The organism is Mesorhizobium sp. M0771 (assembly GCF_040320155.1).
GTDB lineage: Bacteria > Pseudomonadota > Alphaproteobacteria > Rhizobiales > Rhizobiaceae > Mesorhizobium.
Map to the genome: position 1 here is coordinate 189572 of NZ_JAMYPC010000004.1, position 21433 is coordinate 211004.

At 63.8% G+C, this 21433-nt stretch carries 20 protein-coding genes and 1 tRNA gene; 6 read left to right on the plus strand and 15 right to left on the minus strand.

Going from position 1 to position 21433, the window contains the following annotated elements:
• Nucleotides 1-187 precede the first annotated feature (187 nt).
• Together NKI05_RS08260 and NKI05_RS08265 are read left to right on the plus strand one after the other, a co-directional pair.
• Nucleotides 188-1288 carry a LacI family DNA-binding transcriptional regulator gene (locus tag NKI05_RS08260; protein ID WP_027049100.1) on the plus strand — a complete coding sequence of 367 codons (1101 nt, stop codon included), beginning with the start codon at nucleotides 188-190 and terminating at the stop codon, nucleotides 1286-1288.
• Nucleotides 1289-1506: 218 nt separating this feature from the next.
• Nucleotides 1507-1689, plus strand: coding sequence for a hypothetical protein (locus NKI05_RS08265; RefSeq protein WP_031205052.1), 183 nt, complete (start codon nucleotides 1507-1509; stop codon nucleotides 1687-1689).
• Nucleotides 1690-2046: 357 nt separating this feature from the next.
• Here NKI05_RS08265 and NKI05_RS08270 read toward each other — a convergent pair whose 3' ends face one another.
• The 13 genes from NKI05_RS08270 to NKI05_RS08330 form a co-directional block, all read right to left on the minus strand.
• The gene (locus NKI05_RS08270) at nucleotides 2047-2640 is read right to left on the minus strand and encodes a hypothetical protein (RefSeq protein WP_286461242.1); all 594 of its coding nucleotides are present in this window, start codon (nucleotides 2638-2640) and stop codon (nucleotides 2047-2049) included.
• A gap of 545 nt (nucleotides 2641-3185) precedes the next feature.
• Complete coding sequence (locus tag NKI05_RS08275; protein ID WP_023734807.1) at nucleotides 3186-4097, minus strand: ABC transporter permease; 912 nt, start codon at nucleotides 4095-4097, stop codon at nucleotides 3186-3188.
• Entirely contained in the window at nucleotides 4094-5194 is a 1101-nt protein-coding gene (locus tag NKI05_RS08280; protein ID WP_023816009.1) for an ABC transporter permease, read from the minus strand. The genes NKI05_RS08275 and NKI05_RS08280 overlap by 4 nt, the downstream gene beginning before the upstream one ends.
• Nucleotides 5191-6714: an ABC transporter ATP-binding protein gene (locus NKI05_RS08285; RefSeq protein ID WP_023739727.1), complete on the minus strand. Its 1524-nt coding sequence runs from the start codon at nucleotides 6712-6714 to the stop codon at nucleotides 5191-5193. The genes NKI05_RS08280 and NKI05_RS08285 overlap by 4 nt, the downstream gene beginning before the upstream one ends.
• A 3-nt stretch (nucleotides 6715-6717) precedes the next feature.
• Nucleotides 6718-7815, minus strand: a complete 1098-nt coding sequence (locus NKI05_RS08290; RefSeq protein ID WP_196814915.1) for a BMP family ABC transporter substrate-binding protein — start codon at nucleotides 7813-7815, stop codon at nucleotides 6718-6720.
• A 26-nt stretch (nucleotides 7816-7841) separates the two neighbouring features.
• Complete coding sequence (locus NKI05_RS08295; protein WP_023689144.1) at nucleotides 7842-9221, minus strand: amidohydrolase; 1380 nt, start codon at nucleotides 9219-9221, stop codon at nucleotides 7842-7844.
• A 1-nt stretch (nucleotide 9222) separates the two neighbouring features.
• On the minus strand, nucleotides 9223-9882 hold the full coding sequence (locus NKI05_RS08300; protein ID WP_023699368.1) for a glutathione S-transferase family protein: 660 nt from the start codon (nucleotides 9880-9882) through the stop codon (nucleotides 9223-9225).
• A complete protein-coding gene (locus NKI05_RS08305) occupies nucleotides 9879-10724 on the minus strand; it encodes an aromatic ring-hydroxylating oxygenase subunit alpha (RefSeq protein ID WP_023699367.1) in 846 nt (281 codons plus the stop codon). The genes NKI05_RS08300 and NKI05_RS08305 overlap by 4 nt, the downstream gene beginning before the upstream one ends.
• On the minus strand, nucleotides 10721-11374 hold the full coding sequence (locus NKI05_RS08310) for a Rieske 2Fe-2S domain-containing protein (RefSeq protein ID WP_023714514.1): 654 nt from the start codon (nucleotides 11372-11374) through the stop codon (nucleotides 10721-10723). Before NKI05_RS08310 ends, NKI05_RS08305 begins: the two co-directional genes overlap by 4 nt.
• A 157-nt stretch (nucleotides 11375-11531) precedes the next feature.
• Nucleotides 11532-11798 (minus strand): acylphosphatase, encoded by a 267-nt coding sequence (locus tag NKI05_RS08315; RefSeq protein WP_023714515.1) that lies wholly within the window; start codon nucleotides 11796-11798, stop codon nucleotides 11532-11534.
• Between the two features lie 264 nt (nucleotides 11799-12062).
• Nucleotides 12063-12139, minus strand: a tRNA-Arg gene (locus NKI05_RS08320).
• A gap of 162 nt (nucleotides 12140-12301) precedes the next feature.
• Entirely contained in the window at nucleotides 12302-13204 is a 903-nt protein-coding gene (locus NKI05_RS08325; RefSeq protein WP_023703727.1) for a DUF1003 domain-containing protein, read from the minus strand.
• Nucleotides 13205-13633: 429 nt separating this feature from the next.
• Nucleotides 13634-14602 carry a D-alanyl-D-alanine carboxypeptidase family protein gene (locus tag NKI05_RS08330; RefSeq protein WP_023689149.1) on the minus strand — a complete coding sequence of 323 codons (969 nt, stop codon included), beginning with the start codon at nucleotides 14600-14602 and terminating at the stop codon, nucleotides 13634-13636.
• 249 nt (nucleotides 14603-14851) lie between these two features.
• Here NKI05_RS08330 and NKI05_RS08335 point away from each other — a divergent pair, with 249 nt between their 5' ends.
• The 4 genes from NKI05_RS08335 to NKI05_RS08350 all read left to right on the plus strand — a co-directional run bounded on the left by NKI05_RS08335 (nucleotide 14852) and on the right by NKI05_RS08350 (nucleotide 19338).
• On the plus strand, nucleotides 14852-16663 hold the full coding sequence (locus tag NKI05_RS08335; RefSeq protein ID WP_023714517.1) for a methyl-accepting chemotaxis protein: 1812 nt from the start codon (nucleotides 14852-14854) through the stop codon (nucleotides 16661-16663).
• A gap of 236 nt (nucleotides 16664-16899) precedes the next feature.
• Nucleotides 16900-17991: a hypothetical protein gene (locus NKI05_RS08340; RefSeq protein ID WP_023755467.1), complete on the plus strand. Its 1092-nt coding sequence runs from the start codon at nucleotides 16900-16902 to the stop codon at nucleotides 17989-17991.
• Between the two features lie 269 nt (nucleotides 17992-18260).
• Nucleotides 18261-18881, plus strand: coding sequence for a nucleoside triphosphate hydrolase (locus NKI05_RS08345; protein ID WP_023671222.1), 621 nt, complete (start codon nucleotides 18261-18263; stop codon nucleotides 18879-18881).
• Between the two features lie 85 nt (nucleotides 18882-18966).
• Nucleotides 18967-19338: a hypothetical protein gene (locus NKI05_RS08350; RefSeq protein WP_023683605.1), complete on the plus strand. Its 372-nt coding sequence runs from the start codon at nucleotides 18967-18969 to the stop codon at nucleotides 19336-19338.
• Nucleotides 19339-19363: 25 nt separating this feature from the next.
• Here NKI05_RS08350 and NKI05_RS08355 read toward each other — a convergent pair whose 3' ends face one another.
• Both NKI05_RS08355 and NKI05_RS08360 read right to left on the minus strand, forming a co-directional pair.
• Entirely contained in the window at nucleotides 19364-20068 is a 705-nt protein-coding gene (locus NKI05_RS08355; protein WP_023671224.1) for a glutathione S-transferase family protein, read from the minus strand.
• Between the two features lie 152 nt (nucleotides 20069-20220).
• Complete coding sequence (locus NKI05_RS08360) at nucleotides 20221-21429, minus strand: beta-ketoacyl-[acyl-carrier-protein] synthase family protein (RefSeq protein WP_023671225.1); 1209 nt, start codon at nucleotides 21427-21429, stop codon at nucleotides 20221-20223.
• Nucleotides 21430-21433 lie beyond the last annotated feature (4 nt).

Consider the following 21433-nt stretch of genomic DNA (forward strand, 5'->3'; position numbering starts at 1 on the left):
GGCTTCGCGCAAGCAGATGCCTTGCAGTCCTTGAATTTCACGCAGCCCGCAGCGGCATGGCGGGGAACTTCAAAACTGCTAATAAAGATAATCGCCTTCGACTATTTCCATCGGTCGACGGCGCGACACCATCTTGTCGGTGTGGCAGGCTTGCGACTAGACAGGCTGGGGATTGGGACGCAATGCCATGAGCGAGACGAGGGATCCGGACGACACGGCGAAGCGGCGCAAGGCGCCGGCGAGAGCTGCCAAGGGCGGCCGCGTCACCATGACCGACATTGCCAGGGCAGCCGGTTGCTCGCAGGCGACCGTCTCTTTCGTGCTCAACGATTCGCCCGGCATCCGGCTGTCGCAGCAGACGCGCGAGCGGGTGATCGACGCCGCGCGCTCGCTCGGCTACGCAGCACCCGCCTTCTCGGCGCTGCGCAAACCTGTTCCCGCCTTCGATGGACTTGACGGTGTCATCGGTTTCGCTGTCGACCAGCTGGCGACAAGCCCGGAAGCCGTTGTCGCCATCGAGGGCGCGCGCCAGGCGTCGTGGAACGCCGGCAATGTGTTGCTCGTGGCGCAGACCATGGGCGACGCCGTCATGGAGCCGCGCGCCGTTGCGGCGCTCACCAGGCGCGGCATCTCGGCGCTGATCTACATGACCATCTTCACCCGCGAGATCACGGCGCCGGACTTCCTCTACGGCCTCGACATCCCGGTCATCCTGCTCAACTGCTACACGGCCGATTATGCCTTCCCGGCCGTGGTGCCGTCCGAGATCGCCGGCGGCCAGAACTCGACCCGGCATCTGATCGGCCACGGCCACCGCCGCATCGCCACCATCACCGGCGAGCCGTGGATGCAGGCCGCGCAGGACCGGCTGAAAGGCTACCGCAGGGCGCTCGCCACCGCCGACATCCCGTTCGATCCCGAACTGGTGGTCGAGGGCGACTGGTCGGCGAGCGCCGGCTATGCCGCGACCGTGGAGCTTTTGGAGCTGAAAGAGCGCCCGACCGCCATCTTCTGCCAGAACGACCGCACGGCCATCGGCTGCTACGAAGCGCTGAAGGAGGCGGGCCTGCACATCCCGCAGGACATCTCCGTCGTCGGCTATGACGACGAGGAGATCGCCCGCCATCTGTTCCCGCCGCTGACGACATCGATCCTGCCGCACATGGCGATGGGCCAATGGGCGATCGAACAGCTCGAAGTGCCGCCTGCCGGCCGCGGCCGCTATCCCATCACCAAGCTGGAATGCCCGCTGGTGCAGCGGGAGTCGGTGGCAGCTGTGGCTGGATAAAGTTGAACCAGCCCATCCCGATGCAAATCGGGATGGGTCTGTTTGGTGTTTGCGCCTCAGGGCAGGGTCTATCCGGGAACGTGCCGCGGTTAGAACCGCAAGACGACAAAGGAGCGCCTGCGATAGCAGCGCCGGCGCAACCGGCCATGCCGCCAGAACGTGCGGCAGTGCCGTCTCCAGACATGCCGCCTGTGGTGGCGACGACGGTGCCATCGCCGATGCGATATCTGCTCGACATCGCCCGGGCCTTCGTCGTCATCAAACGAATTGGCATCCTGCTTGTCGAGTTCATCGAGAATGCCGTTGCCGACATTGGGAACCCCGGCCACGGCCTCGAGAGGCCGAACCGCGGTAGCAAGCGCCGCGGCCCCCGCAACGCCGAACAATGCTGTCAAGAATGATCGCCGATCCATCAAAACCTCCATCAGCAAGACAAGGCTAACATGACGAGCCTAACACAAAGCAGCTAGAGCGGGTGATACAAAAGGCCAGAGGCGAATCTTCGAGCCGGCCCAAACGGGTGACCGGACGGACGGCAGAGGTCAGATTAAGGCCGCAACCGGGCGGCGCGCTTCCTTCGGCTCGGCGACCAAGCCATGCGGAATGCCGCCGATGAAAGCGCACAGCCTGAGCGGTTCCGCCTTTCCGCGAAACGCTGAACCGCTCGGCAAAGCTCTCTCCCTAAGAATGCCCGCCACTTGCGGCATTGGGGCTGGCTGAGAGACTGACGCCCCACGGCAGATGCGATGTTGCGGTACTCAGCGCCGCGCCAATATCCGGCAGAGCTCCTTCAGGTCCCGGTCGTAGGTGCCCTTGCCGCTGAGCACGCTGGCGCAGCGTTTCTTCATCTTGGCGATCTGGCCGGCCGACATGGCGCTGATGGCAACCACCGCCGGTCGCGTCGGCACCGCCGGCGTGTTGGGATCCCGAGGGCTGGTGGGCGCGGTCGGTGCGCCAATGCCGACCCCGACCCCGGCCGTCACCCCATTGCCCACCCCGACACCGGCGCCGACCCCGACACCGCTGCCGACGGTTGCGCCGACCCCGACCCCGACGCCCGTGCCCACCGATGCGCCGACGCCGGCCGCAACGCCGCTGGTGCCGCCAACCGTAGCGCCGACACTGGCGGTGGTGCCGCTGGTGCCGCCGACCGTTGCGCCGACATTGGCGCCCTTGCTGCCGCCGACCGAGACGCCGACGCCAAGCCCGCCGCCACTGCCGCCGACCGAGACGCCCACCCCACCGCTGCCGCCGATGCCTACACTGAGCCCGCCCGCGCCAGCCGGAAAGCACAAAGCCACGGCAACAGCGCCACCGGCCAAGGCCTTTGTTAAACTTTTAAAGAAATCCATAATGACGCTCCCCGTGTTGGTTGCCTGTACGCAGGTTGAACAGCATCCGTTACCAATATGATTACGCGAGTGTAGCGTTTTTAGTTTCTGCGAGAATAGGTAGTATTGGAAATCGTTGTTATGGCTGCTTGCGGCGATCGGAATATATATTTTGGAATTGGCAGAAAAAATCGAGGATTTGCGGTTAGACTCGGAACCTTAGACAGGCAGGACGAGTGCTCGCATGCGGGAATTTGCCGGGCGCATGCCTCAGGCCGTCTTGCGAAGCCGCTTCCCTAGGCTGCGGTGGAGAATGGACCCTCGAGAATGGGCTCGTGCTGGGGAAAGGGGACGACCCAAGAAACCCGCGACGATCTCCACCGATGTCGGGCGCGTTGTGCGTCACATCGTTCCGCTGCTCGCAGTCGACGGCGTCAGCGCTACCCTTGCGGGCATACCTTCGCCCCGTTTGGCGTTTCTGCCCTTTGGATCGGATGCCGATCGTCCGCTGGCGTTTCGAATCTCTTCAACTTACGCCGAGTTTCGCAAATCCACTTTCATCCCGGCTAACGTTCGAAGGGTTCGCCAAGCGAGGCGACACCGTTCAGCCTGAGCAAGCGGCGGTCCGCCGAGATGACACCGAGCACGACGATCGTAACGAGATAGGGAAGGCTGGAAAGCAGTTGCGATGGCAAGTCCAGACCGGTCGCCTGGGCGGCGAGGCTCATCAGCGAAACCGCGCCGAAGAGGCAGGCACCCAGGAAGATGCGGCCAGCGAGCCACGTACCAAAGACAACGAGTGCGATCGCGATCCAGCCACGTCCGGCAATCATACCGTCCGCCCAAAGGGGCGTGTACACCGCCGCCGCATAGGCGCCGGCAAAACCCGCCATCATGCCACCAAAAGCTATGGCCGCGACACGGATAGCGATGACCGGATAGCCGATGGCGTGGGCTGCCTTGGGATTCTCGCCGATTGCCCTCACGACGAGGCCGACTCTCGTATAGGCAAACATCGCCCAGATCGCAAACGTCACGGCAAGGGAAAGCCATACGACGACGTCCTGGACAAACAGCCTGCCGACTACCGGGATTTCCGAGAGGCCGGGAAAGACAAGTTTCGGGAGCCCCTTCACCGTCAAGCTCTCGTAGCTTTTGCCGAACAGCGCCGAAAGGCCTTGGCCGAGAATGCCGATCGCAAGGCCTGTCGCGACCTGGTTTGCCCGGAATCCGAGTGCCAGCACTGCAAAGACGAGGGACAGGACGGCGCTACCGAGGCCGGCGGCAACGAACCCCAGCAGGTGTCCACCGCCGTGGTAGACGACGATGAACGCGAGCACCGCGCCGAGGGCCATCAGGCCCTCTACGCCGAGGTTAAGAACACCGGCGCGCTCGACCACCAACTCGCCGAGTGCGGCAAGGAGAAAGGGGGTTGCCGCTGCGAGCATGCCCGAAATAATGAACTCGACGGCGTTCATGGCTGGCTCAGGTGATGGGGGCGGCGCCACTCGATGCGGTAGCGCACGAAGGCCACAGCGCCGAGATAGGCGAGCAGCAAGCTGCCTTGGAAGACGCGGACGGCGGCGATCGGCAGGTTTGCCGACACCATCGCATTGTCGCCGCCGATATAGAGGACAGCCATAAAGAGCGCGGAAAAGATGATGCCGACTGGATGCAAGCCGCCGAGATAGGCGACAATGATGGCCGCATAACCGTAGCCGGTCGAGATCGAGCGCTGCAGCTGGCCGAGCGGACCCGCGACTTCCGCCGCGCCTGCCAGTCCCGCCGCCATGCCACCGATCAGAAGCGACAGCCAAATCGCACGCCCTTCGCTGAAGCCGGCGTAACCGGCCGCGCGCGGGGCAAGGCCGCCGACCTTGAGCTTATACCCCATGAAGCTTCGCTGCATGAAAACCCAGGCCACCAGCGAGAGCGCAAGTGTGATGAGCAGCGAGACGTTGACGCGGGTACCGGTGATCAGGGTCGGCACCATCGCGTCGTTCTGAAACATGACGGATTGTGGGAAATTGAAGCCGGCCGGGTCCTTCCATGGGCCGAGCAGCAGGTAGTTGAGGACTTGCGCCGCAACGAGGCTCAGCATCAAGGAGACCAGGATCTCGTTCGCATTGAGCCTGACGCGCCAGAAGGCGGTGATAGATGCCCAAAGCGCACCGCCGAGGGCACCGAGAAGCAGCATCAGCGGCCAGATCCACTGCCCGGTCGCCTGCGGAAACCAGACGGGGATCGCCGAGGCGAAAATAGCGCCCAGGATAAACTGGCCCTCCGCGCCGATGTTGAACACTTTTGCGCGGAAACCGATCGCCAGCCCCTGAGCAATGAGGAGAAGGGGCCCCGCCTTCAGCAGCACCTCCGCAAACGATGCCCAGGAGAGGAACGGCTCGAGAAGCATCGCGTACAGGACGGCCGCCGGATCTCGGCCTATCAGCACATAAAGGCCCAGATTGAGGATGATCGCCATGCCAAGCGCGACAGCCGGGGCCAGCATGGCCGCGACGTGCGAGGCATGCTCCCGGCGGACGAGCGCGGGGAGGAACGGCGCGGCCCAAACGCTCATGCAGGAACCTTCTCTGGCGAGGCATGTGCTCCGATCATGTATCTGCCGATGTCTTCGGGGCGCGTGTCCCGCGTGACCAGAGGCGGACTCAGCATTCCATGATGGAGCACCTGGATGAAATCGCAGAGTTCGAAAAGTTCCTCGAGTTCCTCGGAAATTACGAGGATCGCCACGCCCAGGTTGCGCAACGCGATGAGCCGCCTTCTGATGGCGGATGCAGCGCCAATGTCTACACCCCAGGTCGGTTGCGCCACGAAAAGCAGTTTTGGCGACAGCATCATCTCGCGACCGACGATGAATTTCTGCAAGTTGCCGCCGGACAGCGAGCCCGCTTCGGCATCCGGGCCGGAGGCGCGGACGTCGTACCGACGGATGCATTCGCTGGTGAAAGCCGTCGCTCCGGCGCTGTTGATGAGGCCGCGCCTCACGAGATCGAAAGGATGGGCGGTAAGAACGGTGTTGAGCACGAGCGACATTTCAGGGACCGCGCCGCGTCCCAGCCGGTCTTCGGGCACGAAGGCGAAGCCAAATCTCCTGCGCGCGGCCGCATCGAGTGTGCCTACGTCGCGGCCCATCATGTAGATCCGGTCGCGTTGTTCCTTCAGCAGCATCGCTTCGCCCGAGATGAGCGCGGCAAGCTCGCCTTGGCCATTGCCCGATATTCCGGCTATGCCAAGGATCTCGCCTGATCGTACCGTGAGGCTGATGCCGGAGAGCGGCGTGGCAAAGGGGTCGTCCGGCGTGTAGTCCATGTCGATTATTTCCAACCGCTTCTCCCCCTCGGGCATGGCCAACGCGGGCATCACCTCGGGCATGTCGCGGCCGATCATCATCCGGGCGAGGTCGTGCGCATCATAGTCGCGCGGGTCGACGGTGCCGATAACGCGCCCTCCACGCAAGACCGTCGCCTGGTCACAGATCGTGCGAATTTCCTCCAGTTTGTGGGAGATGAACAGGATGGACACGCCGCGGTCGCGAAGGCGCCTGAGCGTGTCGAACAGCTTCTTCACCGCCTGCGGCGGCAAGACCGAGGTCGGCTCGTCGAGAATGAGCAGCTTCGGGTCCGTCATCAGGCAGCGGATGATCTCCACCCGCTGCCGTTCGCCGACCGAGAGCGCGTGCACATCGGCGAGAGGATCCACTTCAAGGCCGAAATCCTGGCCGAGGCTGCGGATGCGCCCCGCCAGCTCCGCCTTGCCGCCGGGGACGACGAGCTGGATGTTCTCGACGACAGTCAGCGTCTCGAACAGCGAGAAATGCTGAAAGACCATGCCGATGCCCCTGCGCCGTGCCTCAGCCGGCGAGGCAAGGCGCAGATGCTCTCCGTTCCAGACGACGGTGCCTTCGTCCGGCTGTTCAACGCCATAGATGAGCTTCATCAGCGTCGATTTGCCCGCCCCATTCTCCCCGAGGATCGCATGGATCGATTGGGGCGCCACGTCCAGATCGATGGCTTGGTTGGCCCGGATCTGGCCGTAGCTCTTCGAGATGCCGCGGAGCGACAGAAGGGGCGGGGTCATGACTTACTTCGGCAGTGGTGTGGTGACACCCTTGACGTGCCAGTCCATCGCGACGATCTCGGGATCCGCTATCGTCGCACCGGCGGCGGCGGCTTCGCTGCCGTCGGCCTTGGTGATTGGACCTGTGAAGGGCGAGAAGCTGCCGTCGGCGATCTTCGCCGCCACTTCCTTGATCTTCGTCATCGTGTCGGCTGGGATATCTGAGTTCCAGTCCACGACCTCCACCACCTTTTCGGCGACGCCGAGGAAGGTGTTGGCGCCCTTGAAAGTTCCGGCGAGATGGGCATCCACGGAAGCCTTGAAGAAGGGCGACCAGTCCGTCGCGATGCAGCCGAGATATTTCTTCGGTGCATATTTCTTCATCGACGAATTGAGGTTGAACGCGTAGACGCCAGCCTCCTCGCAGGCCGAGATCACGGAGGGTGTGTCCTGCGCGTTCGAGAAGATCACGTCGCAGTTCTGTGCCATCAGCGCCTTGGCGGCTTCCTGTTCCTTGGCCGGGTCGAACCAGGAGTTCACCCAGACGACCGATACCTCGATATCGGGATTTACGGTCTGTGCGCCGAGCGTAAATGCGTTGATCGAGGTGATCAGCTCCGGAATGGCGAAGGCCGAGACGGAGCCGACCTTGCCGGTCTTGGAAAGAGCTGCGGCGGCTATGCCGAGCAGGTAAGTGCCCTGGAAATACTTCGCCGCGAAGGGCGAGAAATTCGGCGCGGTCTGGAAGCCGGAGGCATGCAGCACGGTGACCCCAGGATCGCGGCGGGCGATCTGTAGTGCACCATTCTGGTAGCCGAATGAGCCGGCGATCAGGAACTTGTTACCGTCGGCGACGGTCTTGTTCATGATCCGGTCGGCGTCCGGCCCTTCGGCGATGTTCTCGATGACGGTGATCTTCACCTTGTCGCCGTAGGCGGCCTTGACCGGCTCGAGGCCGGCGGCGAGCGCATGGCCCCAGCCGACATCGCCGACCGGCGACGGGAGCACGAGCGTGATACCGAGCGGCTCGTCGGCCGCAAAGGCGGGACGGCTGCCAAGCGCGCCGGCAAGCCCTGTCGCGGCAAGGCCCTTCATCAGAGTTCTGCGGGTCAGATAGTTCAGCATGTCAGTTCCCCTGTCTTAAGTTGTTAGAATTCCACCGCGGCAAAGGCGGCTTCCGCGTCCGCAGCAAGCCGGGCCTCGTTCAACCCGGTAAACGCACCCTTCTCCCAGACGATGCGGCCGTTGATCATGGTCATGTCGGTGGGCATGCCGATACCGACCTTGGCGATCAGGCTCAATGGATCGTGGCGCGTGCCGACATAATCCATGCGGCGCGTGTCGATCGCGAAGAGGTCGGCGGCCATGCCGGGCGACAGTCGGCCGATGTCATTGCGGCCCAGAAGCGCGGCCCCGCCCGTTGTCGCATAGCCGAGGAAATCGACCGGCGCAGGCACGGGATGAGCGCGCGTCGAGGCCGCCAGGCATTGCAGCATGTAGGCGGAATGGATGCAGTGCATGAGGTTGGAATTGTCGTTCGAGGCAGCACCGTCGCAGCCGAGACCGACGCGCAGGCCAAAGGCGGACATGGCGGGAATATCAGTCACCTCCGCGCCCACCAGATAGACCGGCTCAGGGCAATGCGAGACACCGGTGCCGCTCGCCGCCATCAGCCGCAGTTCGTCATGCGTCAGCTCCCAGCAATGGGCATAGAAAGTGTCTCGGCCGGCAAATCCGAGGTCCTCGAGATAGTCCACCGTACGCATGCCATGGCGGGCCTCGATGATCGGGCTTTCGCCCTCGCCGACATGGGTGTGCATCCGCACCCCGCGATCACGCGCCAGCGAAACCGATTCCACGAAGGTCTCGCGGTAGCAGTTGACCGGCTGGCAGGGAGCGACCACGACCTGACGCATGCTGAAGGGACTGGTGTCGTGATAAGTGTCGATGAGGCGTGCGCAGTCGGCAATGAATTCGTCCGTGGTCTCCAGCATCTCGTCTGGAATGGTCGAGCCTTCCGATTTTGGCAGCGTGTTGCCGCCGCGGCCGGCATGGAAACGCATGCCGAGAAGATCGGCCGCTTCGAACTGCCGGTCGATGAGCCGTTTTCCGGCATGGCGCGGAAAATTGTACTGGTGGTCGAAGGCCGTCGTGCAACCGTGCTTTATCATCTCTGCCATCGCCGTGATCGAGGCGTGGTAGAAACAATCCTCGTTGAGCCGGGAGAAGATCGGATAGATCCGGTCGAGCCATTCGATGACCGACAGCTTCGTCCAGTCGAGTTCGGCACGGTTGCGCACAAAGCACTGAAAGAAGTGATGGTGCGTGTTGACGAGGCCGGGATAGACGAACCAGCCGTCGGCGTCCTGCACGATAGTACCGGCCGGCAACTCGCTTCTGTGCAGGCCTTGCCCGATTGCCTCGATCTGCGGGCCATTCGTCAGCACATCGACATTGCGCCGGACGCTCGGACCCCTGCCCTCGTCGGTGATGACCGCTGCGCAATTCTTCAGGAGATAGCCGGTCACCTCACGCCTCGTCCAGCATGGGTCGCGGTTCGGGCTTCAACTCGTGCAGCCGGTGGATACCGGGCATTTCGATGAAATTGTCGAGGCTGCGGAGCGCTCGCGACCAGAGCCGGATCGTGGGATACGGATCGAGGGAAACGCCGCCGTCGGGCGCGAGCGCGACGTAGGGAAAGCAAGCAATGTCGGCAATCGTCGGCCGGTCGGATGCGAGAAACCGATCGCCACGCATTTTTTGTTCGAAGAGGCCGGCTTCCAGCTCACGTAGTGCCGCTATGCCATTGGCCTGAAGCGCACCGATGTCACCGGGACGCAGCAGCATCTCATGCAGGCGCGCGCCGCCGAGGTTGGCGGTCAGCCTGTGCGAGAAGGAAAGCCATTGCTGGATGCGCGCCGTCTCCTCGGGGGCGCCGCTGCCGAGCCAGGCCGGTGCTGCCTTCGCGGCGAGATAGCCAAGCATGGCGGAAGACTCGGTCAGGATCAGGTCGCCGTCTTCAAGGATCGGGATGGAGCCTCCCGGATTAAGCGCCATAAGCTCGGGGCCACGATGCTCGGCGCCGGGATGGAAGTCGACCGGGCGGATTTCGAGCTTCACACCTGACAGCGTCGCCATCAGGCGCACCTTGTAGCAACTTGGGGAGAGGATGTAGTCGTAAAGCTTCATTGTGCCACCAATTGCGCGCCGTAGGTATAATTGTGGCGCTTCAGCCAGCGGCGATAGGCGACCGAGGTCAGGTCGGCGCGCGTCGGGATTTCCATGCCGGGATCGAGCGGCAAAAGACGCGGGATCTGGTTTTCGAGGATCGAGCGGTCCTGCAGGAAAATCGTCTGCTGGAAATGGATGAGGTCGGTCTGTGGCGTCTCGTCATCAAAAAGCGCCATCCACGGCCAGACGTCGCAGAGATCCTCGGCAAGCGGCTGGACGAATAGCGCAATCACATCCCATTCGCCCGGGCGCGGCGGGCAGGTCTTGTAGAGGACTGAGCAGGTCGGAGCCGGCACGCGGTACATGTATTCCGTCGTGATACCTCCGCTCGCGGATTTCGCCGCCTGCGGCTGGTAGAACTTCACCTGGGTCGCCCAGACCTCATCCTCTTCCTCGCGGATATCGACCTTGTAGTTTTCGACCTCGGTATGTGGCTCCGAGCCGAGGATGTCGGTATGGACGAAGGGGAAGTGTGCGATGTCGAGGAAGTTCTCGACGGCGCGGAGCGGCGAGCAGCGCACCCGCACCACGCCGACATCGACGAAGCGGCGCCCGGGCTGGTCTGCCTCGGGAATCGGAAAGACCGGTTTCTTCGGTTCGCCGAGCGACGACCAGATATGGCCATAGCGCACCGAAACCGGCAGCACGCGCCCGTTTTCGCCTGTCACTTTCGCCGCGCCATTGGCGTCGAGCGCAACCTTGATCCGCTCGTCCATCAGGGTGGTCTCGCGCCCATAGCGGTCGAGCCGGCTGAAAAGCCCGACCGGATACCATTCGTCGCGCATCGCATCGTCGATCATGGCACAGCCCCTTTCGCCTCGATCCCTTCGGCCATGCGCCGAAGGCTCTCGGCGGCTCGCGAGGCGGCGATGCGCTCGGACGCATCGCAATCGGCTGGAACAAGGACGTGGATCAGCGTCTCGCCGGCTTCCCGCGGGATAGGCAGCAGGCGAATTGCCGGCGCGCCGGGTGCCTGCCAGACGTATCCTTCAACGGTGGCCTTCGTACCGGCAGCGACCGAGAGCGCCGAATGTCCGGCACGGGCCGTCAATGAACGGAGCGGCACGTAACCCTCAAAAAGGGGTGGGTTGCCATCAGGCTCTCCATCAGCGACCCAGATGATCCCGCCGGCCTCTTCGACCAACCGGGTCGCAACGCGAATCGTCTCCGGCGGCGTGAGGCTGGGATGGGCAGGAATGCGCAGGCACTGACCGGCCTGCGAATAGGTCCAGCCGTGATAGATGCAGGAGAGCGCCTCGCCGCGCACGAAGCCATGGGAGAGGCGCATGCCGCGATGCGGACAGCGATCCGCCGATGCCGCCAAGCGCCCCGATTGGCTTCGCCAGAGGGCAATGGGACCGGCGGGCGTCCGCGCCGGCATTACCTGTCCTGTTGGCAGATCCTGGGTAAGGGCGACCGGCACCCAGGTGTCCGTCTTGTCGGACAGCATGACCTTACTTTCCGTACTGATACTACTGTTTCCCGACCAGAGAGATGCCGGCGCAAGGAGTTGGCGAACCGCTCGATGCGGCTGACGTATGCATAATTATTTCGCAATTGCAATATTGATTAAATTAAGTGCAAACGGAGGGTAACCACACGCAAAGCTATATGTTTTTTTGCTCGACAGGCGCGCGGTCGACCGTCTCGACCCAGACTTCAATGGGCCCAAGCGAACATCCCATCTCCATCATGTCGATCAGTTCCGCCGCACCGGCAATATCGAGTTCGATGCGATCGGTGCTTGCATGAGCGATGTGGTGCGCGAGACCGAGCTTGGCCGCATGGCGCATGATCCAGGGCAGGAAGGACGCGGGTTCGAGGTGGCCGCGAATGGTCATCCGCTCATGCAAGCGGTGTTGACTTTGCTTCATCACGAACGGAACGCGCGCCTTGGTGTCATGGTCGGCAGCATAGCGTCTGACTGAACGGGCGGAAGTGGTAATCGACGCGCCATGACGCCGAATATGGACTGATCGCCCATGCCTACACCGGGCACTCATGCATGTCGCCCAGAAGTGAGCCGCGGTTCTGGGACAACGACATGCATTAAAACAAAGACTTCAAGCGGGTCGCATGGATCCGTTCAGCGTGACGCGCTTTAGGGTTATCTGAGCTATTGTAATACATGGGTAGATTGGCGCACCCGACAGGATTCGAACCTGTGACCTCTGCCTTCGGAGGGCAGCGCTCTATCCAGCTGAGCTACGGGTGCCTTCAAGGAACCTGAAAACGAACCAGCCGATAGGCCGGCCAGCCACGGCTTCTTAGCGGAAGCCGCGCCGGGCTTCAACGGGCAATTGGCGTGGCGATATTTTCGAAGCCACGTCGCGCGGCTTGGCAACTTCGCGTCCGCCCTGCAGCCTCAGCCCGGGACTCACCCCGCCACCTCCACCTTCGCCACCCGCCTGCGCACCCTGCGCGGCGCCCGCTTCGCCTTCTTCGCGCCGGTCAGTTCGTGCATCGCATCCAGCTGCATCTGCTGCATTTCGGCCAGCCGCGTCCATTGGCGCGAGATCAGATAGTCGAGCTTTTCGTGCAAATGGCGCACTTCCAGCTCGGCTTTCAGGTTCACCCGGTAGTCGTTGAACGAGCGCAGGCGGTCCTTGGCCTCCGTCCGTCTCTGGCTCATCATGATGATCGGCGCCTGGATGGCGGCGATACAGGAGAGCAGCAGGTTGAGCAGGATGAAGGGGTAGGGGTCGAAGGCGCTGCTCACGCCCGCGATCAAATTGATGCCGATCCACACCGCAAGCACGCTGCCGAACGAGATCAGGAACCACCAGCTGCCGCCGAAAGCCGCCATGTTGTCGGAGACGCGGTCGGCGAACGAGCGGTGCTCCTCGAACTCCTCTTCCGAGTTTTCCGAAATCGTGTCCTGCCTGGCGATCGATTCGACCACCTGGCGGTCGAGCTCGGAGAATTCGCCATGCTCCTGCTGCAGCAGCTCCTCCATGTAGCGCATGCGGTAACGGCCGAGCTCCTCCCGGCTGATGCGGGCGCCGCGCGGCAGGTCGGGATGATCGGAGCGGATGCGGTCGGCCAGGCTCGGCCTGAGGTCGTCGATGCGCACCAGGTCACGCTTGCGAAACTTTCTACCTGATATCGCCGACGGTTTTCGCTTCGGCTTCAGGCGGCCATGGGGTTCGGAGTCCGGCACATCGGGCGCTTCCAGCGCCTCGTCGGCAACCAGTTCGGCGTCGTGGGCGGGCGGCGCCTCGAAATACTCGCCGCCGCTGTCGTTTTCATTGTCGGCCTGTTCGGATGGTTTTGGGCTCATGATGCCGGCTCCTGCTGTCGCGCCCACGATACGCCAAGGCGAGGCGGCATAGCCACTGTGGCGGTGAAGATTGGGGGCTTGTGCATGCTTGTGATGAATGCCTGCTGCAATTGCCTGTGGCAGCGCAGCCCCCCGGGGCCTCGCTCGCCTGCTGCTCGGCAACCAGACCGCCGAAGTGCTGTTGCCGACGGAGGTCGCGCCTGCTGCAGAGTTAAGATGAGGCAGCGATCCTTCACGACCCCCCTCTGTCCTGCCGGACATCTCCCCCTCAAGGGGGGAGATCAGATGTCGCCATGGCTTCGCCAAACACGAAAAAGAGGCGAGACGCCGAAGCTGCTAATCTCCCCACTTGAGGGGGAGATGGCCGGCAGGCCAGAGGGGGGTGCTGTCCCGCCGGCGTTTCAGAGTTCCTCCACCCAACGACGGGTTCTATTGCGGCGGTAAACCAGGCAACTGCGACCCCTGCGCCGGCAAACCAGGCGGCGGCAGGCCGGGCGACGCGGCCGGCTGATCTCCCGCAAACATCAGCCGCGTCTTCGTATCGGCCATGGCGGGCGACAGACTGCGCTGGATCAGCGCTTCGACATGGTCGTTGCGCTGCCTAGCGCTGTCGGCGCCCATCACCACCACGATCAGATGCCGGCCGTCGGCATTGTAGGACGTGACGATATTGTAACCGGATGCCCTGATATAGCCGGTCTTGATGCCGTCGACGCCGCGCACCCGGCCGAGCATGTCGTTGTGGCCGCGCACCAGCCGGCCGCGGAACATGAAGTCGCTTTCGGAGAAATAGTGGAACTGCTGCGGGAAGCGGGCGCGCAGCGCCATCCCCAGCGTCGCCATGTCGCGCGCCGATGTGTGCTGGCCATCGTCGGGCAGGCCGGAGGCATTGCGGAAGACGGTGCTGCTCATGCCGATCTGGCGCGCCTTGGACGTCATCATGGCGGCGAACTGGTCCTCCGAGCCGCCGAGATATTCGCCCACCGCCACCGCCACGTCATTGGCCGACTTGACCACGATCGCCCGGATCGCCGAATCGACATCGATGCTCTCGCCGCGCTTGAAGCGCAATTTGGTCGGCGGCTGCCGGGCGGCATTGTCGGAGACCGGAATCTGCGTTTCCTTCGAGACGCGGCCGGACTCCAGCGCCTCGAACAGCAGGTACAGCGTCATCATCTTGGTCAGCGACGCCGGATAGCGTTGCGCCCTCGAACTGACTTCGAACAGCGTCTTGCCACTGCCGGCATCGACGACGATGGCCGCATATTTCTCCTGCGGCGCCGGCACCGCCAGCACGCTGTCGGGCGGTGCGGTGGTGCTGCAGCCGGCCACGAAGACAAGCAGCAGGAGGGCTGCGAGAAATTTCTGGGCGGGGGAGGGGAAATGGAAATTTGGCAAGTCAAGTCCGGCGTTGCTGAGAGGGCCGGAACCTAGCCTAACCCATTTTGTTCGTCCATTTGGTTAACGGCGGAGCTGCCGATGACGCTGCCAATCTCCCCCGCAAGGGGGGAGATCAGATGTCGCTTCGGCTTCGCCAACCATCGGCGCTGAAACGGCAACCTCCCGAAATCGCCTGCTTCCTGTCCTGTTTTGCCTGCGGGGTCGCGGTGCTGCTATAGAGGCGGCAATTGCTTGGGGGATTTGACAATGACCGGTGACATCGGCGCGGCTGCGCCATCTCTTATCAGGGCTTCGCTCAGCCGCACCGGCAAATGGGCCGGCAGCGTCGCTTTCATCGGCGGCGCCGCATCCGACATCCTCAATCCGCTGGCGCCGTTCGCCGCCTATATCGCGCTGGTCGCTTCGGTTGCCGCCGCCGTCATCGCCATTGCCATCGTTCTGCGGCTGGTGCTGGCCGCCAAGGCGCTGCCGGCGCTGATCTTTGCCACCAGCGCTGCCGCCGTCGCCGGCGGCGTCTATGGCCTGCAGCAGCAGTCCAATTCGCAGAACGGTGTGATCGCCGGCCTGGTGCCGGCCATCGCCCAGTTGCAGCAGCAGATGGGCATCGTCTCGGCCAGGGTGGCCAGGATCGAGCAAACGGTAACCGAGACGAAGCTGGCGGTCGACCAGGTCAAGCAATCGACCGACGCGGTGGCGAAGAAGACCGAGGAAATTGCGTCGACCCAGCAGCAGCAGGCTGAGCAGGGCGCGCAGACGCAAAAGTCGGTAGAGGCGGTCAAGCAGACGACCGAAACGCTCGCTGCCGGCCAGCAGAAACAGGCCGAGCAGGCGGATAAGCTTCAGGCGACCACCGAGCAGATCGCCGCCTCGATCGACACCATCGCCAAGGGCTTTGCCGCATTGGCCGCGCAGGGCGGGACGATCGCCGAGCCGAAGCGGCCGGACGAATTCTATCACAATGCCCGCGTCTACGAGCTTTCCGGCGACATGCTGAATGCGCGGCGCTCCTATCTCGCTTTCGCCGGTTTCGACGTCGACGCCGTCGATCCCTACACACGCTTCGCCACCCTGCTGCGCGTGCAGGACGGCAAGGCCGGCGCCCGCGAAGTGTTCGGCGCCCTGGCCGACAAGGCCAAGGCGCTGTCGATCAAGCTGGTCCATATCCTGCAGTTCGACGATGCCCAGCGTCTCGACAAGCTCAACGCCTTCATCGCCGCCAATCCGGATTTCGCACCGGCCTATTACCTGCTCGCGCAGGAGTTTTCCGAGGATCGCCTCGGCGTCCAGTCGCTGTCCGACAAGCGCAGCGAGGCCGAGGCGCTGACCAGGTTCGTCTCCTATGAAAAGGAAGGCGGGCTGCTCAAATATTTCGTCGACCAGACGCAGCTCGCCGACTGGCTCGACCGCAGCCGTACCCGCCTGACGGCGCTTGGCGACGTGCTCGACCCAGCACGCTTTGCCCCGACGCTGACGCCGATGCGCTCCAATGCCGGCTGGACGATCTCCATCTCGCTGCCCGAGGCCGCGACCGGCATTTCCTGGCGCATGGGTGTGTCAGGTCCGTTCACCGACACCGGGCTGATGGCGATGAACGACCAGCGCACCGGCAAGCCGATGCCCAATCCGAGCTTCGAATTGCCCGACAGCACCACGGCCACCACCATCGGGGTCAAGTATCTCGATCTCAGGGGCCGCGAGACCGGGCCGTTCAACATAAGTTTCGATCCGGACGCAGCGCTGCAACAGGGCAACAAACAGATCCTCGACCAGTTCTGGACGTCGTGGATCGCCTTCGACGCCAGCGGCAATCATGGCCTGGTCTATTTCTCCCAGATGCTGTCGTTCCGCTGCGGCATCAAGGAGGTGCGCTACAGCTTGAACGGCACGGCGCTCGACAGGGAGATCAAGCTGCCGCCTTGCGACAAGAAGGACCCGTACGCCATTCCTTATGACTACCAGCCTTACTTCAAGGTCGCCGACAACGTGACGTCGATGGCGGTGCAGGTCACCTACACCGACGGCACCAAGTCGCCGGTGCGCGAGTATAAGCGGCAGTAGGCGCCCACCCTCCCCCATGTGGGGAGGGTCGATCCGCGTAGCGGATCGGGGTGGGGGTCCTCGTAGGGCGCTACCCCCACCCCGTCGATCGATCTCCGCTTCGCTCCGATCGCTCGCCGACCCTCCCCACAAGGGGGAGGGTAAAAATCGCCCTGATGCAAAATGCCGGTCGCTGTGCTTGCGCATCCCTCGCGGAGCGGGTTTGTTCGCTGCCATCAGAATCAGCAGGTGCGCGGATGGATACGGTCACGATCAAGGCAAAGGGCATTTCGGTCACGCTCGATCTCACTGTCGGCCATATCGCCGACATAACGGTCGACAGCGATGGCCGCCAGCTGAAGCCGCTGCACCGCGCGCCCTGGATCGATGCCGGCGAGACGCTGCCGCCGGACCTGCCTGAAGGCACGGTGCGGCTGTCGGGCGATTTCCTATGCGCACCGTTTTCGGCCAGCGACATCGAGGCCGCACCGCTGCATGGCTGGCCGGCCAACAGCCCCTGGGATGTCACCGTCAGCGAAGCGACATCCGACGGCTGGCGGGCCGTCTTCCGGTTGCGCCGCACGGTGATGGGCGCGACGGTCGACAAGATCTTCACGCTCCGCAACAGTCATCCCTTTCTCTATCAGGAGCATGTCTTTTCCGGCGGTTCCGGAGCGGTCTCCGCCGCCCACCATCCGATGGCGGCGATGCGCGATGGCGGCCGGCTGGCCTTTTCGCCGAAGCGCTTTGCCGGGACACTGGACGCACCGCTGGAGCCCGATCCGGCCCGCGGCCGCTTCAAGCTTTCCTATCCCGCCCGCTCGACCGATCTGACGCGCTTTCCAGCCACTGGCGGCGGCACGCTCGATCTCACCGACTACCGCATGGAGGATGAGCGCGAGGATTTCATCACCCTGGTCGAAGCCGATCATGACGGTCCGGGCTGGACGGCGCTGGCGCGCCGGGCCGAACAGGATCTGGTGCTGGTGCTGAAGAACCCGGCGGAGCTTCCGGTCACCATGCTGTGGTTCAGCAATGGCGGCCGCGACTACGCGCCGTGGAGCAGCCGCCATCGCGGCGTGCTCGGCATCGAGGACGGCCGCGCCGCCATCGGCCATGCCGCATCGATCGACGACAATTGGCTGAAGCGCGAAGGGGTCGCGACCGCTTTTACCCTCGGCGGCGAAGTCTCCTTCCGCCATGTCATCGGCACGCTGCCGCTGGCGAGCGGCGAGCCGCCGCGCGCTATCGGGACAGCCTCAGGTCACATGCATCTCACCGGAGCCGATGGTTCGACCCGCGATGTCGCATTCGACAGCGATTTCCTGCGGATCGGCCAGCCCGGCTGATTTTCGAACGCTGGCCCTGCCCCTCACCTGCCTGCCGGCATCCTCGACACACGGCACATGGAGCTTGTCCGCCGCACCGCCGCGCCAACCAATCTGCTTGGCGCTGCGGCGGACGCATAGGGGGAGAAGTGTTACCCATCTATCGGCTGCACACCGGCAGGGCGACGAGGGGCAGCGCTGACGTGGCGGATGTCGTGAGATTGCCCAAATCGCGGTTTGAAATTTCCTCAAACTGCCGACAAGATGCAAAGCATAACTGGAAGCGCCCAATGTCCGAAATCGCCCATCTCGCCGCCACCATCTTCAAGCGCGCCGGCAAGGCGAAACGCTTCATCGTCGCCATTGCCGGCCCGCCCGGCGCCGGCAAGTCGACGCTCTCGGCCGGCCTGCATGATCTGTTGCCGGAGGGCGCGGCTGAAGTCGTGCCGATGGACGGCTTCCACTATGATGACATCGTGCTCGACCAGCGCGGCCTGCGGTCAAGAAAGGGCGCGCCGGAGACTTTCGACTTCGCCGGCTTCGAGACGCTGTTGAAGCGCATCCGTTCGGGCGAGCCAGACATCGCCATTCCGGTGTTCGACCGCAGCATGGAATTGTCGCGCGCCGCCGCCTCCATCGTTGCCGCCGAGACCAAGTTCATCCTGGTCGAAGGCAATTACCTCCTGCTGGACGAGGAGCCGTGGTCGCGGCTGGCGCCGCTGTTCGACTTCACCATCTTTGTCGATGTGCCGCGTGCCGAACTCGAGCGCCGCCTTCTGGTGCGCTGGCACGAGCATGGCCGCTCCGACGAAGACGCCCGCGCTTGGATCGCTTCCAACGACATGCCCAACATCGATCGCGTGCTCGGCCGTCGCAGGTCCGCCGACCTGGTTGTTGGCGATCCCGCATAGTTCGCTGGACTTCGGAACGGGAACCTTAAGACTTTCAGGTCGTTATCTCTCATCGGCAATCGTGCCGCCGTGAGGGAACCGTCAGATGGCAACCAAGGCAAAAACACCCGCCAAGAGCAAGACCGCTCAACCCAAAGCCAGGCAGGCAAAGGCCACGCAGGCGAAGGCAGGCGCCGGCCCGGCGATCGCCGAGCGGTCCAAGGACGCAAAGCCGGCTTTCGGCAAAGCGGCGCCAAAGAAGGTAGAACCGGTGGCGACGGCAAAGGTGACGGCGAAAACCGCCAAACCCAAGAAGCCGGCAAGCAGCGGCTCGGTGGCCGGCGGCGCGATGCGCACCGTCAAGGCGACCGCCAATGTCGCCGCTGGTGCGGTGGCGGCGACAGCCAGGGGCGCTGCGTCGCTCGCTGCGTCCGTCATCGGCAAGGGCGGCTCGAAAAGCAAGGCCAAGGCGAAATAGACCCGGCTGCTTCGGCTGGCCGAGGTCAATTCCTGGCGGGAATGGTCAGGCCGCGCTGCACCGCGGGCCGCGCCAGCCCGCGCTCCAGCCATGCCGCGACGGTGGGGAAGTCGTCGAAGCCGACGAGTTCGCGCGCCTCGTAGAAGCCGATCAGATTGCGCACCCAGCCCAGCATCGAAATGTCGGCGATGGTATAGTCGTCGTCCATGATCCAGGTTCGACCCTTCAGCCGCGTCTCCAGCACCCCGATCAGCCGCCGCGATTCATTGCGGTAGCGATCCAGCGGCCGCTTGTCGGCGATCTCGCGTCCGGCGAATTTGTTGAAAAACCCGACCTGTCCGAAAATCGGCCCGATCGCCGCCATCTGGAAGAACACCCATTGGATGGTCTCGTAGCGCCGCGCCGGATCGGCAGGGATCAGCTTGCCGGTCTTGTCGGTGAGGTAGAGCAGGATGGCGCCGGATTCGAACAGGCCGAATGGCCTGCCGCCCGGCCCGTCGGGGTCGATGATCGCAGGTATCTTGCCGTTCGGGTTCAGCGACAGGAATTCCGGCGTCCAGCTCTGGTCCTTGCCGATATCCACCAGATGCGCCTCGTAGGGGAGGCCGAGTTCTTCCAGCGCGATCGAGACTTTCACCCCATTCGGCGTCGTCGCGGAATAGAGCTGCAGGCGGTCGGGGTGGCTGGCCGGCCAGCGCTTGGTGATCGGAAAGGCGGACAGGTCGGTCATCGAAAGCTCCGGTCGGGAATTTGGCGCGGTATCGCGCCGTCTGGCGAGTTGCGAAGGATTATCCTCGGCTTCTTTGCCGATCAACCGGTCGAAGGTGCACACACCGTCTTCGCAGTCATTCAGGGCCAGTCGCTCAGGCCAGTCGCTTGCCGTCAGACCGCCTTGAACGCCACCACGGCATTGGTGCCGCCGAAGGCAAAACCGTTGCTGATCGCCGCGCGCACCTTGCGCTCGCGCGCCACATTCGGCGTGATGTCGAGATCGCAGTCGGGGTCGGCCTGCCGGAAATTGGCCGTCGGCGGCACGATGCCTTCGCGGATCGCCATCACGCAGGCGATCATTTCCAGGCCGCCCGAGGCGCCGAGGCAATGGGCATGCATCGACTTGGTCGACGACACCGACAGCTTATAGGCATGGTCGCCGAAGACGCGCTTGATTGCCGCCGTCTCGATCTGGTCGTTGGCCTTGGTGCCGGTGCCGTGGGCGTTGAGATAGTCGACGTCCTCGGGATTGAGCCCGGCGTCCGCCAGGCAGGCGCGCATCGCCGCCGTCGGTCCCTCGACAGTCGGCGCGACGATATCGGAAGCGTCGGCGGAAAGGCCGGCTCCGGCAAATTCGGCCAGAATGGTCGCGCCGCGCGCCATGGCGTGTTCATACGTTTCCAGCACCGCCATTCCAGCACCTTCGCCGAGCGACAGGCCTTGGCGATCGGCCGAGAACGGCCGGCAGGTATCGGGCGCCAGCACCCGCAGGGCCTCCCAGCCCTTCAGGATGCCCCAAAGCAGCGGCGCGTCGGTGCCGCCGGCGACCATGACATCGGCGCGGCCGAGCCGGATCTGGTCGACCGCCGAGGCAAAGGCGTGATTGGACGAGGAGCAGGCCGAAGTGACGCCGAACACCGGCCCGCGCAGGCCGAGATTCATGCTGACATGGCCGGATGCCGCACTCGGCATCACTTTCGGCACGGTGAAGATGCCGGCCCGGTTCTTGCCGTCTACCAGGATGGCGCGATAGTTCTCCTCGATCGCCTCCCAGCCGCAGACGCCGACGCCGACAACCGCGCCCATCCGGTAGGTGGTTGCTTCAGTCGATGTCAGGCCGGCATGCTGCATGGCTTCGCGCGCGGCAATCGTCGCCAAAAGGCTGAAGCGGTCCATCGACACGGTCTGCTTGTGGCTGATGCCATGGTCGGGCAGCGTCTTGATTTCGCAGCCGACCTTGACCTTCAAATCATGCAAACCGGGATTGCTGATTTGACCGATGGCCGATCGGCCGGCCCGCATTTCGTTCCAGATTGCAGGCGCATTGGCGCCGAGCCCGCATATGCCGCCGATGCCGGTAATGACGACGCGCTTTTGCATTCAG